Below are 14,133 nucleotides of genomic sequence, written 5' to 3'. Positions count from 1 at the left end.
GGCAACTCAGCACCAGGATGCGTTGACCGTGGCACCCTTCCTGATGGCCCCTAGTCTGTGGCGGAAGCGAGTGGAACCAGCCCGATGGACGGCGATGCGTTGCAGGGGCCGGACAGGAATGGGAATGGGCCTGTCAGTCCTTCTGTGGCCAAGGGAGCGGCCCTGCTGGTGGCGGCCTTCCTCGCCAATACGTTGCAGAGCGCGTTTGCGCGGGCGGTGGGCAGCGGCATGGACGCCCTGATGTTCACCTGGCTCACCTTCGTTCTGGCGCTGGTCCTGCTGATTCCTTTGTTGGCCCTGCGGGGCGGCCGCGATCTGCCGACGCGGGTGTTTCCCCTTCACCTGCTGCGTGGCGGCATGGGCATGGGCGGTTTTCTGCTGTTCATGTCGGCGGCCCAGTTGGTGAATCTTGTCAATGCCAATGTGCTGCTGAACACGACACCGATGTTCATCCCGTTGCTGGCCTGGCTGGTGCTCAGGCAGCGCATTCCTCCCAGTCTCTGGAAGGCCTTGGCGGTGGGATTCGCGGGGATGGTGATTGTCGTTCAGCCTAATGCCAGTCTCCTTGATAAGCCCGGCGATCTGCTCGGACTGGCGGCCGGATTTGTCTGTGCCATCGAGTTTCTGGCGGTGAAGGCCCTGGGGAGGAGCGAGTCTGCGTTGACGCAGCTTGTCTATTTTCTGACCATCGGCGGCCTCGTCTCGAGCCTGATGATGGTGGGGCGATTCCACGCCATCACGCCGGATCAGTTCCTGTGGGTGCTGGCCTCGGCCCTTTGCCTGCTCAGCTTCCAGTTTCTGCTGATCCGCGCCTACAGCTATGCCGATCCCAGTGCGATCGGGGCTTTTCAGTATTCCTCCGTGGTCTTCGCCGGTCTGATCGGCTGGGTCTGGTTCGGCCAGATCCCGAATGCCGGTGTGGTGGTGGGAACGGTCCTGATCTGCGTCGGTGGCGTGCTCAGCCTGGTGGGGCAGAACCCCGTGGCAGCCCCTCAGCGATGACCCTTCCCCACATCGACAGCCTCGGGTTCACCACGGCCGATGCCGAGGCCAGTGCCGCCTTTTTCGAGACCGGCCTGGGCTTCCGGCGCCTGGGGGAGGCCGTGGTGCTGGAGGGCGGCCCCTACGCCCAGCTGGTGGGTCTGCCGGACGCCCGCCTCAGGGTGCTGCGGCTGGCGATCGGCGCCGAGGTGCTGGAGCTCACCGAGGTGCTCGCGCCGGGGCCAGGCGCCCGTCCGGGCCGGCCGATCCCGTCGGGTTCCCGCAGCAACGACCGCTGGTTCCAGCACGCCTGCCTGGTGGTCAACAGCATGGAGGCGGCCCTGGCGGGGCTGCAGCCGGCCTTCGCCGCCGGCCGGATCACGGCGATCTCCTCGGCGCCCCAGCGGCTGCCGGACTGGAATGCGGGCGCCGCCGGCATCGTCGCCTTCAAGTTCCGCGATCCGGACGGCCATCCCCTGGAGCTGCTGCAGTTTCCGCCGGACAAGGGGGAGGCCCGCTGGCATGGCGACGCCCCCGGGCCGGTGCTGGGCATCGACCACAGCGCCATCGGCATCGCCGACACGGCCGCCAGCGGCTGCTTCTACCGCAACCTGCTGGGCCTGGCCGCCGGCGGCGACGGCGTCAACAGCGGCCCGGAACAGGACGGTCTTGATGGTCTGGGGGGAACCCGGGTGCGCATCACCGGCCATCGCTGCCCCAGCGGTGCCGGCGTCGAGTGCCTCGACTACGGCGAACCCGCCGGTGGCCGGCCGATGCCCGCCGACCAGGGCCTCCAGGACCTGGCCCACTGGCAGCTGCGCCTGCGGGTGGCCGACCTGGAGGGGGTCGCCGGCCGGGCCGGGGCCCTGGGCGGGCGTGTGATCTCGCCGGGGATCGTTGCGCTGGGGGATCAGGCGGCGTGGCTCGGGGCTAGCCGGGCCCTGCAGCTGGCGGATCCGGATGGCCATCGCCTGCAACTGCTGCAGGACTGAGGCCCACCACCAGCACCACCATCGAGCGGGGGCCCAGGGTGTAGGAGTCCGTCTCCAGGGGCGGCGCGCTGTCCCAGGGCACGATGTCCTCCGGGGTGGGCCGGGAGGTGTCGATCCAGCGTCGCCAGCTCGGTTGGTCGCCCTCGGCGGCGGGCAGCCGGAACTGCAGCGGTTCCCACCAGGCGTTGACCATGGCGTGCCAGCGGAACCGATGGTCGACGCTGGTGATCGTGGCGGCGAAGGAGCGGGAGCTCTCGCTCCAATCGGGCTGGTTGGGTTCGACCCCATGCCAGCGGACGTGATGGCGCCGCACCAGCTCGCCGAGGCTGAGGTTGCAGGCATGGATCACCACGTCGCGGCGCTGGCGGTAGGCGAGCAGCTCACGCACGAAGCGATGCAGGTCGGCGTTGCGCTCCAGCAGCGACCAGTCGAGCCAGCTGATGGCGTTGTCCTGGGCGTAGGCGTTGTTGTTGCCCTGCTGGCTGCGACCAAGTTCATCCCCCATGGCCAGCATCGGCGTGCCGACCGCCAGCAGCAGCATGGTCAGCAGGTTGCGGCTCTGGCGGGCACGCAGGGCCAGGACCTCGGCGTCGCTGGTGGGCCCCTCGACGCCGCCGTTCCAGCTGGCGTTGTCGTCGCTGCCGTCGCGGTTGCCCTCGCCGTTGGCCTCGTTGTGCTTGGCGTTGTAGCTGACCAGGTCGGCCAGGGTGAAGCCGTCGTGGCAGGTGATGAAGTTGACGCTGGCCTCGGCCTCCCGCTGCTTGTGGCCGTAGATGTCGGGACTGCCCATCAGCCGCTGGCCGACGCTGGCCGCCAGGCCCCCATCCCCCTTGATGAAACGGCGCACGTCGTCGCGGAAGCGGCCGTTCCACTCCTGCCAGTTGTCGCCGACGAAGCTGCCCACCTGATAGAGGCCGGCGGCATCCCAGGCTTCGGCGATCAGCTTGGTCCCGGCCAGCACTGGATCGGTGTCGATGTCCCAGAGCACCGGCGAGAGGGGGGTGGGACGGCCCGTCTGGTCCCGGTCCAGCACCGAGGCCAGATCGAAGCGGAAGCCATCGACATGCAGATGCTGCACCCAGTGGCGCAGGCTTTCGCGGATCAGGCGCCGCACCACTGGATGGTTGGCGTTGAAGGTGTTGCCGCAGCCGGTGTCGTCGATGTAGGTGCCGTCCGCGTTCTGCAGGTAGTAGTCGCCGTCGGCCAGCCCCCGGAAGCAGAAGGCGGGTCCTTCGGCGTCCCCTTCGGCGGTGTGGTTGAACACCACGTCGAGGATCACCTCGATGCCGGCGCGGTGCAGGGCCTTGACCAGGTCGCGGAACTCGTCGATCACCGCCAGGGGGTCGGCGCTGCAGGCGTAGCCCGGGTGGGGGGCGAAGAAGGAGACCGGCTGGTAGCCCCAGTAGTTGCGCAGGCCGGCGGGGGCCGCCAGGGGATCGAAGGCGAACACCGGCAGCAGTTCCACCGCCGTGATGCCCAGGTCCTGGAGGTAGGGGATCCTGCTGATCAGGCCCCGGTAGGTGCCCGCCTGCTCCGGCGGCAGGCCGGCGCTGGGGTGGGCGGTGAAGCCGCGCACGTGCAGCTCGTAGATCACCGTCTCGCGGGAGGGCCGGTGCAGGGGCCGATCCCCTTCCCAGTCGTAGGCGAGCGGGTCGGCCACCACGCTCTTCATGGCGGTGCCCCAGTCGCCGGCGCTGCTGCGGCCGGGGGCGCGGCCATAGCCCGGCGGCATCGCCAGGGCCAGCCCATGGGGATCGAGCAGCAGGTTGGCCGGATCGAAGCGCAGCCCCAGCTGGGGTTGCCAGGGGCCTGCGACACTCCAGCCGTAGGGCTGCCCCGGCCCGATCCCCTCCAGCCGGCAGTGCCAGTAGTCACCGGTGCGGTGACGGTCGGGGTCGAGGCGGAGGCGCTGGCTGGGCACGGCCTCATCGACGCGCGCGAACAGGCACAGCTCCACCGCCGTCGCCCGCCGGGCATAGAGGCTGAAGTTGACACCCCCATCGCTGAACGAGGCGCCGAGCGGGGCACTGCTTCCCGGGGACGGCAAGGCCGCCGTGCATGAGGTCATGGCGTCGGCAGGGGTGGAGGGGACAGGGGGCCCGCCCACCGCATGATGGCCAGGCCCCCCGGTTTCGCCCGGCCCCACACCGCCGCGGCGCCGTCCGCCCACCCTGCTTACGGTGAGCCGGCACGCCGTCCCGCCGTTCCGCCCGCCGATGGACCTCGAGATCGTCACCCTGCTCGTGCCCACCGGCCCGTCCCTGGCGGCCGGTGCCGCTCTGCTGGTGCTGCGGCTGTTCGTGGGGGTGGCCTTCATCCGCCATGGCTGGCCGAAGCTGCGCAACCTGCGCACCTGGTCCACGGCGATGAAGACGCCGGAGTGGCTCTGCTTCCTCTCGGCGGCCTCGATGTGGGGGGCGGGCATCGCCCTGATCCCCGGCCTGCTCACCCCTCTGGCGGCCCTGGCGATCCTGGTGTCGATGGCCTACGCCATGGTGCTGGAGCTGGTCTCCGGCTCCCCGTTCATCGCGCCGGATCCCTATCAGATTCCCGAGGGTGACTACGCCGGCCCGATGGGCGTCGGCGAGCCGCCCAGCTGGGAGAAGGCGTCCATGTATGTGGTGATGTGCCTGGTGCTGATCACCTCCGGCGGCGGCCTGCTCTCGCTCGACAACCTGCTGATCGCCGACCTGCTGCGCGCCGTGCTCTGAGGGATCCCGCGAGTCCCGGCGGGATCACTCGTGCTCCGGCGCTGCCGCAGGGCGATGGTCCTCCCGCTCGCCGCCCCAGTATTTGAAGGCCAGCAGGGCCAGGGTCACCACGGCCATGCCGGCGCCGGGGAAGAAGATGTCGGTGCCGGCGACGGAGTGGGAGGGGTCGTCGGGATCGAAGCTGTTGAGCAGTTCGAGGAAGGAGATCGCCATCGCCAGGATGATGAAGTTGGCGAACATGCCCTTCACTTCGTGGAAGTTCCGGAAGCTGAGGGTCTTCGGCAATTTCAGCTCGCTGATGAACAGCGAGAACATGCCGATCGCCAGGGCCAGGCAGCCCGTCCCCACCAGCAGCAGGTCGATCCCCTCAAGGATGTCCATCTCGAAGCGGTTGAGATCCACCAGGTCGGTGATGCTCACCAGGGCCAGCCGCAGCTGCTCCAGGATCAGCCGGCTGCCCCGCAGGAACAGGGCCAGGCAGCTGGCCAGCAGCGCCAGGATCGGCACCAGGGTGAGGTAGCGGGCGCGCAGGAGCAGGCGGTGGAGCATGGCGGTGCGGCGTGGAGGGGGCTTCAGGGCAGGGGGGGCAGGCGCGGGCAGGCCTCCACCAGGGTGCGGGTGATCGCCGCCTGGGGGTGCGCCAGCAGCTCGGCACCGGCCCCCTGTTCCACGACGCGGCCGCCGTCGAGCACCAGGACCCGATGGCAGAAGCCCCCGGCCACCGCGAGATCGTGGGTGATGAACAGCAGGCCCAGGCCGAGCTGGCCCTGCAGGCGCCGCAGCAGGGCCAGCACATCGGCCTGAACTTCGGCGTCGAGCATGCTGACGCTCTCGTCGCAGAGCAGCACCTGGGGCTCCAGGATCAGGGCCCGGGCAATGGCCACCCGCTGCTGCTGGCCGCCCGAGAGCTGGCGGGGCAGGCGGTCTTCGAAGGATTCGGGCGGATCCAGCCCCACCAGGGCCAGCTGTTCCCTGGCGCGCCGGCGGGCCTCCGGGCGGCGCGCCAGCCCATGGATCAGCAGGGGATCGGCCACCGCCTCCCCCACGCTCATCTGGGGGTTGAGGCAGGCCAGGGGATCCTGGAAGACCATCTGCAGCCGGCGCCGGGCCCGCCGCAGCGATCCCCCCCCCAGGCGCCGCAGGTCGACCCCCTGGAGCCGCACCGCCCCGCCCCGCACCGGCGCCAGCCCCATCAGGGCGCGGCAGAGGCTGCTCTTGCCGCAGCCCGAGGCCCCCACCACGCCGATGGTCTCGCCCTCGTGCAGGGTCAGGCTCACCCCGTCGACCGCCTTGATCCAGCGCGGCTGCCAGGGCAGGGAGGGCAGCGGGTGCCAGCTGCGCAGCTCCTCCACCTCCAGCAGCACCGGCGCGGCGGCGGGGGCCTCACTGCGCCCGCCCTCCCGCTCCCGGGCGGCAAGCACCAGCCGCCGGGCCAGGGGCGAGGCCGGCGCCTTGAGCAGCCGCAGGCTGGGGGCCTCCTCCACCAGCCGTCCCTGATCGAGCACGGCGATGCGGTCGCACCAGCGGCCGGCCATGGCCAGGTCGTGGCTGATCAGCAACAGGGCACTGCCGGTTTCGGTGCAGAGCTCGCTCAGCTGGGCCATCACCTGCCCGGCCACGGCCACGTCCAGGCTGGTGGTGGGTTCGTCGGCGATCACCAGGGGCGGCTGCAGGGCCAGGGCCAGGGCGATGGCCAGGCGCTGGCGCATGCCGCCGCTGAACTCATGGGGGAAGCTGCCGTAGCGCTCCGGGGCGATCCCCACCCGGGCCAGCAGCTCCCGGGCCCGCTGCCGGCCCCCGCCGCGGTGGGCGGCCAGGGTGTCGCGCAGGTGCTCGCCGATGGTGAGCAGGGGGTTGAGGCGGGTCATCGGGTCCTGGAACACCAGGCCCACCGCCTCCCCCCGCAGCCGGCGCAGGGCGGCGCGCCTCAGCCGCCGCGGGTCCTGCCCCGCCAGCAACAGCTCGCCCTCGCAGCTGCTTCCCGGGGGCAGCAGCTGCAGCACGGCCCGGGCCACGGTGCTCTTGCCGCAGCCTGAGGGACCCACCAGGGCCAGCCGCTCGCCGGGGCTGAGGGTCAGATCGAGGCCATCGAGGGTGGGCCGTTCGCTGCCGGGATAGCGCACCTGAAGACCACCGATCCGCAGCACCGGGGCCACTGGCAGGGACGGGCTGGGCAGGGCCATGGGCGACACCGGCGGCGACCAGTCTGGATGGCGGAATGCGCAAATCCCCTGGTTCGTGACGATTGCCCCATACCATGGGTGGACCCTGAAGGGTGTGATGCTGAGGGTGGCGCCGGATCCAGGTTCCTCTCCGCTGGCTTACGCCTCGGCCGCAACTTCTGCTGCAGAGGGGGTGAGAGACCCGGCAGATGAGCCGCCGCCTTCTCCTGTGGCCCCACCAGTGGGCACCGCTGCCCCCGAGCGCGACTACGCCGTCCCCCTGCCGGCCTGGTTGCGCCAGAGCCTCCAGCAACTCCAGCCCGCCGGCGCCGAGACGCGCCAGGTCGACACGGAGGCTCTGGTGGCCACGGCCTTCGATTTCGCCTACCAGCTCCACGACGGCCAGTTCCGGGCCAGCGGCGAGCCCTACATCGTCCATCCGATCGCCGTCGCCGGCCTGCTGCGCGACATCGGCGCCAGCGCGGCGGTGATCGCCGCCGGCTTCCTCCACGACGTGGTGGAGGACACCCAGGTCACCCCCGAGGAGATCGAAGAGCGTTTCGGCGAGGAGGTGCGCGCCCTGGTGGAGGGGGTCACCAAGCTGGGTGGCATCCATTTCACCAACCGCACCGAGGCCCAGGCGGAGAACCTGCGCCGCATGTTCCTGGCCATGGCCAGCGACATCCGGGTGGTGCTGGTCAAGCTGGCCGACCGGCTGCACAACATGCGCACCCTCGGCGCCCTCAAGCCCGAGAAGCAGCAGCGCATCGCCCGGGAAACCCGCGACATCTACGCCCCCCTGGCCAACCGCCTGGGCATCGGCCGCTTCAAGTGGGAGCTGGAGGACCTGGCCTTCAAGGTGCTGGAGCCCGACTCCTACCGCGACGTGCAGCAGCAGGTCGCCACCAAGCGCAGTGAACGGGAGGAACGGCTCGGGGCCACGGTGCAGCTGCTGCGCGACCGGCTGGTGGCGGCGGGTCTGCAGGACTGCGAGGTGAGCGGCCGGCCCAAGCACCTCTACGGCATCTGGAGCAAGATGCAGCGCCAGCAGAAGGCCTTTCACGAGATCTACGACGTGGCGGCCCTGCGGATCCTCTGCCCGAGTGTGGAGAGCTGCTACCGGGCCCTGGCGGTGGTGCACGACATCTTCCGGCCAATCCCCGGGCGCTTCAAGGACTACATCGGCCTGCCCAAGCCCAACGGCTACCAGTCGCTGCACACCGCGGTGATCGGCCGTCACCGGCCGATCGAGGTGCAGATCCGCACCACCGAGATGCACCAGGTGGCGGAGTACGGCATCGCCGCCCACTGGAAGTACAAGGAGGGGGGCTCGCCGGCCGCCGGCGACACCGAGCGCTTCAACTGGCTGCGGCAGCTGGTCGATTGGCAGAAGGACGACGGCGGCGAGGACAGCAGCGACTTCCTCGCCTCGATCAAGGAGGACCTCTTCGACGAGGAGGTGTTCGTGTTCACCCCCAAGGGGGATGTGGTGGGTCTGCGCAAGGGATCCACCGCCGTGGACTTCGCCTTCCGCATCCACTCGGAGGTGGGCAACCACTGCCAGGGCGTGCGCATCAACGACCGCCTCTGTCCCCTGGCCACACCGTTGCAGAACGGCGACTTCGTCCAGGTGATCACCGCCAAGAATGCCCACCCGAGCCTCGACTGGCTCAACTTCGTGGCCACCCCCACGGCCCGCAATCGCATCCGGGGCTGGTATAAGCGCAGCCACCGTGACGACAACATCCAGCGGGGGACCGAGATGCTGGAGCGGGAACTGGGCCGCGACGGCTTCGACGCCCTGCTCAACGGCGAGGCGATCGCCAGGGTGGCCAGGCGTTGCAACCTGGTGGGCACCGAGGACCTGCTGGCGGCCCTGGGCTTCGGCGGTGTCACCCTGCAGCAGGTGCTCAACCGCCTGCGGGAGGAGGTGCGCCTCAGCACCGCCGCCGCCGCCCCCGCCCCCACCAACGAGGAGGTGGCGGCCGGGGTGGCCGCGGCCCAGCCGCGCCAGGCCCCCCACGGGCACCCCTCGAACAGCCCGATCCTGGGACTGGAGGGGCTGGAATACCGCCTGGGGGGCTGCTGCAGTCCCCTGCCCGGCGAGGCGATCGTGGGCACCGTGGCCCTGGGCAACCACGGCATCACCATCCACCGCCAGGACTGCGCCAACGTGCCCCAGGTGCCGGTGGAGCGGCGGCTGCCGGTGCGCTGGAACCCGCTCGGGGAGGCCCAGCAGCGGCGCTACCCGGTGCGGCTGCGCATCGAGGTGCTGGATCGGGTGGGGGTGCTCAAGGACATCCTGATGCGGCTCTCCGACCACCGCATCAACGTCAGCGATGCCCGGGTGCGCACCAGCGCCGGCAAGCCGGCCCGCATCGACCTGCGGGTCGAACTGCTCAGCGCCACCCAGCTGCGCACCACCATGGACCAGATCCGCTCGATGGCCGACGTGCTCGACCTCTGCCGCACCGGCATCGGCTGAAGCGTCAGTCGGTGGCCACAGGAACCCGTCCCCGGATGGCGTGGGCCCGGGCCGATCGGGTGAGGCGGCCGTCTCCATCGGTGGGCAGACGTCGGCGCAGGCGCTCCTCAATCCTGGCGAGGGCCGCAGGCTCCAGGGTGGCCAGGAGGCCAGCGACACTCGGGCCAAGCAGAAGGGTCGCCCAGTAGTCGTCGAAGTCGACGAAGGTGCGTTCCACGGTGATCTTGCGTGTTTCCAGTCCGATGAGACCGGCGCCGTTCCAGAGGGCGAGCAGGTTCTCCATCTGGGAGGCTTCCACGCTGGGGGGCATGGGCATGGCAGCGCCGATGGCCTGGAGTTCCTCCCGCCATTCCCGGTAAGGGAATCCGCCCAGCATGTCCCAGCCATAGGCGGCCACGAGGCCGCCGGGGCGCACCACCCTTGCCATTTCGGCAACGCCAGTGGCGGGGTCCGGAACGAAAAAGATCACCAGCGGCATGACGGCAGCGTCGAAGGCGTTGTCAGCAAAGGGCAGGGCCATGGCATCGGCCTGGAAGAACGCAGCGGCCTGGAGCGCCGGCCTCAGGCGGGCATAGGCCAGCTGTTCCTCGGAAGGGTCGATCCCCGTCAGTGCAGCCGGCGCTCCTCGGGCGGCAAGCCGTTCCGTAAAGGCCCCATTGCCGCAACCGACATCCAGCCAACGCTGGCCGCCTGGTGGCGCCAGCCAGTCGAGAAAGACGTCGCCCGCCCGTTGGCTCCACTGCCCCATGAACCGCTCATATCCAGCTCCATCGACGAAGCGGATCTGACTGTCCGACATGGCCCCGATCCCCGCTGAAGCCTCAATCTCGACCCTAGGTGGGCGCCTGGCTGGGGCCCATGGCCCATGAGGATGGCTGCGGCGCTGATCAGGGCTTCCTCTGGACATGGGGCATCAGGAAAGACATGAAATCCGCCTTCCCCAGGGGCACCCCCAGGGTGCGAAATATCGCATAGGTCGTGGTGATGTGGAAGTAGAAATTGGGGATCCAGAAGTCACTGACGAACAGCCGCGCGGTGGTCTCGGTGAATAGGCCTGGACCCAGGTGGGTGAGCTTGATGGCGTCCAGCCTGGAATCGTCGCAGTCCACGCTTTGAAGCAGCGCCCGGGTATCGGCGATGTGGGAACGGGCGACTGCGAGGGTGGGAACATCGGGGTCAAGGTTGCCGTCGTCCCGGGCCGCGCACCAGTGGGCGAACCCCCGGGGCTGATTGCAGGCAAAGGCGATCTGGGCTCCGAGGGGGAGCATGTCGGGGGTCAGCCGTTCCCCCAGAGCTGCGTTGATGTCAGGAAGGTGGGCTTCGGCCCTGGTCAGAATCCCATCAAGGGTGTCCAGCCGGGTGGCGAAGATGCGCCGGAGCTCGGTGATCTCGGCGTTCCCCACGGGCCCCTCGGGCATCGGCCCCCTGTCTACCAGGCCAGCAGGCCGCCATTGCCAGGGGTGCGGTTCATTTCATGATCAGCACGTCCACCCCAGGTGTCCGGCTTCGCACCAGCACGCCCACATCGTGCTCGCTGCGGTGGAACTGAAGGTTGATCTCCTCGTCGCCATGGCGGAGGCCGTTGATGTCCAGCATGTTGAGTCCCCTCGGCAGGCAGGGATTGTGCAGGCGCACCTGCACCCGGTTGCTGCCGTGCTCCCGCTCGATCGCCATGCCGGTGACCGCCTCCAGCAGGCCGAACACGCTGGCGCTGGCCCAGGCCTGGGGGCTGCAGGCCACCGGGTAGAAGGTGGGCCCCTCCTCCTCCCGGCGCGGGAAGCCGCAGAACAGTTCCGGCAGCTGGAACATCGGCACCGCACTGGCGGTCTCGAACAGGCCGGTGAGGATCTGCAGGGCCTCGGAGCGGTGGCCGTAACGGGCCAGACCCATGCCGATCAGGGCGTTGTCATGGGGCCAGACGGAGCCGTTGTGGTAGCTCATCGGGTTGTACCGGCACTCCCGTTCGTCCAGGGTGCGGATGCCCCAGCCGTTGAAACTGGTGGGGGCCATCAGCTGGCGGGCCACCGCCGCCGCCGCCTCCGTGGTGGCGATGCCGGTCAAGAGACAGTGGCCGGCATTGGATGTCCGCACCTGGCAGGCCTGGCCCTCGCCATCGATGGCCAGCGCATAGGAATCGATCGAGGGGGTCCAGAAGGCCTGGTGGAAACGGTGACGCAGGGCGGCGGCCTCCTCGAGCAGCGTCTCGGCATCCGTGGCCCGGCCCAGGCGGTGATAGATCATGGCGAGCGAACGGCGAGCGCCGTAGGCGTAGGCCTGCACTTCGCAGAGGGCGATCGAGCCCTCTGCCAGACGGCCATCGGCGTGATGGATGGAATCGTCGGAATCCTTCCAGCCCTGATTGCGGAGCCCGTTGTGGGCCACCCGCAGGTAGCGAAGAAAGCCATCGAAGCTCCTGGCCTCGGCCCTGTGGATCCAGGCCATCGCCGCCTCCAGCTCCGGCAGCAGGCCGAAGATGAAGTCCCGATCATCACTGCGGTGCAGATAATCTCCCGCCAGCAACAGAAACAGGGGCGTGGAGTCAACGGCCCCGTAATACCTCGAGAACGGTACTTCGCCGAGTGCGGCCATCTCGCCAAGCCGCGATTCGTGCAGGATCTTGCCGGGCTCCTCATCGTGGGAAGGATTGTCGCCAACCGCCTGGCTGCCGGCCAGGTAGCCCAGCACGCCCCGGGCCAGCCTCGGCTCCACCATCAGCATCTGCCGCGCCGTGATCAGGCCGTCCCGGCCGAAGGGGCAGCTGAACCAGGGCACCCCGGCGTAGGGGTAAAGCCCATCCTCCACCTGGCTGGCCAACAGGTGCACATCGGAAAAGGAGCGCATCAGCCAGCTGTTGAAGGCCGGGTTGTCGCTGACCACCGAAGCGGCGCTGCGCCGGGCGTCCCGGAAGCGCTGGATGGTGGCCGCCATGGCGGTGGTGAAGTGCTCTTCCGCCCCAGGTGGCTGGGCGACGGGGTGGAAATCCAGCACCAGGAAGATCCGTCGCGTCTGCCTGGGCTCCAGGGTCACCTCCAGCCCGATGTGCTCCTCACCCACGTCCTCCACGGGATCGCTCAGGCGCAGCACCGTCACCCGATCCTCTCCGTCCAGTCCCCGGTAGATGAGTTCCAGGGTGCCGTCAATGCCGCGACGGGCCGTACGGCCCCGCTCCGATCGGGTGTAACCCCTCACCTCAAAGATGTCGCGGAAGTCCGCATCGAGCCGCAGGGTCAACGGCATCACCACGGGCCTGTCCCCATAGCTGGTGAAGCAGAACTGCTGCAGGCAGGCGGTGGCGGTCAGGACGGTGCTGCGCTCCAGATGGATCGTCATCGCCGGGGAGCCACCGGCGTTGTCGTCGTTGTTGCTCAGATGGCTCACAAGCACGCCCACCGCCCCACGCTCGGTGGAGCTCAGCACCAGCGGCGGCCGTCCCCACAGCAAGAGCTGCAGCCGGCTGACGTGACGGGTACCGCGATGGAAGATGCCGACATCCTGCTGGACGTCCGGGCAGATCTCCCCGCGGGAATCCAGGATCGCGAAGGTTTCTTCGTTCTTGAGGACGAAGGGGTGCAGCGGATCAGGCATGCACGGGGGTTCGGTGGGCAGGGCTGTGGCAGCGGCTGGCCTGGATCTGGTGGCGATAGAGCTGTTCGTAGTCCTCGGCCTGGCGACTGACCGAAAAGCTGACTTCGAAGTGGCTGCGGACCCGTGCCCTGTCCAGCCGTTCCAGCTCCCCGATGGCGGCGATGGCCTCCTTCAGTGAGTCCACGAGGAAGCCGTTGATCCCGTGGCGGATCACCTCCGGAGTCGAGCCGTTACGCCAGGCGATCACCGGCGTACCGCAGGCGTTGGCCTCGATCATCACCAGGCCGAACGGTTCGGGCCAGTCAATCGGAAACAGCAGGGCAAGGGCATGGCCCAGCAGATCCTGCTTGCCGGCGTCATCCACTTCGCCAACGAATTCCACCAGCGGATTGTTTTTCAGCAACGGCTCGATGTGATCGTGGAAGTAGGAGGTGTCCACCGGATCGATCTTGGCGGCCACTTTCAGCGGCAGACCCACGGCCGTGGCGATCGCGATGGCGCGATCCAGTCGCTTTTCCGGTGAGATGCGGCCGATGAAGGCAAGGTAGGGCCTGGGTGTGGCCTGGTAGTGATAAAGATCGTTGGGCAGTCCGTGGTAAACGTTGCCGAGCCAGTTGGCTCCGGGCACGGGCTGGCGCTGGGTTTCGGAGATCGAGACCAGGGGCACCCGATGGAAGTGGGCATAGAGCAGCTTCTGCTCGGGTGCGTGCAGGGGGCCGTGCAGGGTGTTCAGATGGGGAATCCCCAACAGATTGGAGAGGGGGAAATGGGAGTGGCCGTTATGGAAATGGAGGATATCGAAGTTATCGAGCTGTTCGACGACGCGGTCGAGCTGGATCATGTTATGCACGCTGGCGTCTGACACCTGGCCGCTCAGGCGCAGAGCCTGGGGGACACAGGCGCAGAGCTTGGCGCTGGTCAGAGAGTCACCGCTGGCAAACAGAACAACGTCATGGCCGCGCCTGACCAGTTCTTCTGTGAGATAGTGAACGACCCTTTCCGTTCCTCCATAGCCGACGGGCGGAACCCTCTCATGAAGGGTAGAAATCTGCGCGATTCTCATCTCTTCACCTTCCTGCTTCAGATCTGTCTCTCCCTTTAACCCTATGCACAAATCCCCGAATGGATGGTGACACTGCAGATCTGCTGCAGTCCGATAGTTAGTTGTTCAGGCGGAGGGGATGAGCAGCAGCGAGAAGCTGGAAACAAGCACGACG

Annotated in this window: 11 protein-coding genes; 4 read left to right on the top strand and 7 right to left on the bottom strand. The window is 68.7% G+C overall.

Going from position 1 to position 14,133, the window contains the following annotated elements:
• The first annotated feature begins 144 nt into the window (after positions 1-144).
• Together VB738_RS00685 and VB738_RS00680 are read left to right on the top strand one after the other, a co-directional pair.
• A complete protein-coding gene (locus tag VB738_RS00685; protein ID WP_323303899.1) occupies positions 145-1,002 on the top strand; it encodes a DMT family transporter in 858 nt (285 codons plus the stop codon).
• Positions 999-1,973, top strand: a complete 975-nt coding sequence (locus tag VB738_RS00680) for a VOC family protein (RefSeq protein ID WP_323303898.1) — start codon at positions 999-1,001, stop codon at positions 1,971-1,973. The genes VB738_RS00685 and VB738_RS00680 overlap by 4 nt, the downstream gene beginning before the upstream one ends.
• On the opposite strand, the gene glgX is transcribed toward VB738_RS00680, so the two are convergent.
• On the bottom strand, positions 1,912-4,020 hold the full coding sequence (gene glgX / locus VB738_RS00675) for a glycogen debranching protein GlgX (protein WP_323303897.1): 2,109 nt from the start codon (positions 4,018-4,020) through the stop codon (positions 1,912-1,914). The two genes, VB738_RS00680 and glgX, sit on opposite strands and share 62 nt — an antisense overlap.
• Positions 4,021-4,189: 169 nt before the next feature.
• Here glgX and VB738_RS00670 point away from each other — a divergent pair, with 169 nt between their 5' ends.
• On the top strand, positions 4,190-4,684 hold the full coding sequence (locus VB738_RS00670; RefSeq protein ID WP_323304387.1) for a DoxX family protein: 495 nt from the start codon (positions 4,190-4,192) through the stop codon (positions 4,682-4,684).
• 24 nt (positions 4,685-4,708) lie between these two features.
• Here VB738_RS00670 and VB738_RS00665 read toward each other — a convergent pair whose 3' ends face one another.
• Together VB738_RS00665 and VB738_RS00660 are read right to left on the bottom strand one after the other, a co-directional pair.
• Positions 4,709-5,233, bottom strand: a complete 525-nt coding sequence (locus VB738_RS00665) for a YqhA family protein (protein ID WP_323303896.1) — start codon at positions 5,231-5,233, stop codon at positions 4,709-4,711.
• A gap of 23 nt (positions 5,234-5,256) precedes the next feature.
• Positions 5,257-6,867 carry an ABC transporter ATP-binding protein gene (locus VB738_RS00660; RefSeq protein ID WP_323303895.1) on the bottom strand — a complete coding sequence of 537 codons (1,611 nt, stop codon included), beginning with the start codon at positions 6,865-6,867 and terminating at the stop codon, positions 5,257-5,259.
• Positions 6,868-6,964: 97 nt separating this feature from the next.
• Here VB738_RS00660 and VB738_RS00655 point away from each other — a divergent pair, with 97 nt between their 5' ends.
• On the top strand, positions 6,965-9,331 hold the full coding sequence (locus VB738_RS00655; protein WP_323303894.1) for a bifunctional (p)ppGpp synthetase/guanosine-3',5'-bis(diphosphate) 3'-pyrophosphohydrolase: 2,367 nt from the start codon (positions 6,965-6,967) through the stop codon (positions 9,329-9,331).
• Between the two features lie 4 nt (positions 9,332-9,335).
• Here VB738_RS00655 and VB738_RS00650 read toward each other — a convergent pair whose 3' ends face one another.
• The 4 genes from VB738_RS00650 to VB738_RS00635 all read right to left on the bottom strand — a co-directional run bounded on the left by VB738_RS00650 (position 9,336) and on the right by VB738_RS00635 (position 13,979).
• On the bottom strand, positions 9,336-10,130 hold the full coding sequence (locus VB738_RS00650) for a class I SAM-dependent methyltransferase (RefSeq protein WP_323303893.1): 795 nt from the start codon (positions 10,128-10,130) through the stop codon (positions 9,336-9,338).
• Between the two features lie 88 nt (positions 10,131-10,218).
• The gene (locus VB738_RS00645) at positions 10,219-10,749 is read right to left on the bottom strand and encodes a DUF1993 domain-containing protein (protein ID WP_323303892.1); all 531 of its coding nucleotides are present in this window, start codon (positions 10,747-10,749) and stop codon (positions 10,219-10,221) included.
• A 49-nt stretch (positions 10,750-10,798) separates the two neighbouring features.
• Positions 10,799-12,916 (bottom strand): glycogen debranching N-terminal domain-containing protein, encoded by a 2,118-nt coding sequence (locus VB738_RS00640; protein ID WP_323303891.1) that lies wholly within the window; start codon positions 12,914-12,916, stop codon positions 10,799-10,801.
• Entirely contained in the window at positions 12,909-13,979 is a 1,071-nt protein-coding gene (locus VB738_RS00635) for a glycosyltransferase family 4 protein (protein WP_323303890.1), read from the bottom strand. Before VB738_RS00635 ends, VB738_RS00640 begins: the two co-directional genes overlap by 8 nt.
• Positions 13,980-14,133 lie beyond the last annotated feature (154 nt).

The sequence above is a fragment of the Cyanobium gracile UHCC 0139 genome (assembly GCF_034931325.1).
Taxonomy (GTDB): Bacteria; Cyanobacteriota; Cyanobacteriia; order PCC-6307; family Cyanobiaceae; genus Cyanobium; species Cyanobium gracile_B.
This window is presented reverse-complemented; position numbering and strand designations above follow the sequence as displayed.

What these genes read in the sequence shown, in the direction of transcription:
- VB738_RS00680 (WP_323303898.1), top strand. Translation starts at nt 999, where the DNA reads ATGACCCTTCCCCACATCGACAGCCTCGGGTTCACCACGGCCGATGCC.
- VB738_RS00670 (WP_323304387.1), top strand. Translation starts at nt 4,190, where the DNA reads ATGGACCTCGAGATCGTCACCCTGCTCGTGCCCACCGGCCCGTCCCTG.
- VB738_RS00665 (WP_323303896.1), bottom strand. Translation starts at nt 5,233, where the DNA reads ATGCTCCACCGCCTGCTCCTGCGCGCCCGCTACCTCACCCTGGTGCCG.
- VB738_RS00660 (WP_323303895.1), bottom strand. Translation starts at nt 6,867, where the DNA reads ATGGCCCTGCCCAGCCCGTCCCTGCCAGTGGCCCCGGTGCTGCGGATC.
- VB738_RS00655 (WP_323303894.1), top strand. Translation starts at nt 6,965, where the DNA reads ATGCTGAGGGTGGCGCCGGATCCAGGTTCCTCTCCGCTGGCTTACGCC.
- VB738_RS00650 (WP_323303893.1), bottom strand. Translation starts at nt 10,130, where the DNA reads ATGTCGGACAGTCAGATCCGCTTCGTCGATGGAGCTGGATATGAGCGG.
- VB738_RS00645 (WP_323303892.1), bottom strand. Translation starts at nt 10,749, where the DNA reads ATGCCCGAGGGGCCCGTGGGGAACGCCGAGATCACCGAGCTCCGGCGC.
- VB738_RS00640 (WP_323303891.1), bottom strand. Translation starts at nt 12,916, where the DNA reads ATGCCTGATCCGCTGCACCCCTTCGTCCTCAAGAACGAAGAAACCTTC.
- VB738_RS00635 (WP_323303890.1), bottom strand. Translation starts at nt 13,979, where the DNA reads ATGAGAATCGCGCAGATTTCTACCCTTCATGAGAGGGTTCCGCCCGTC.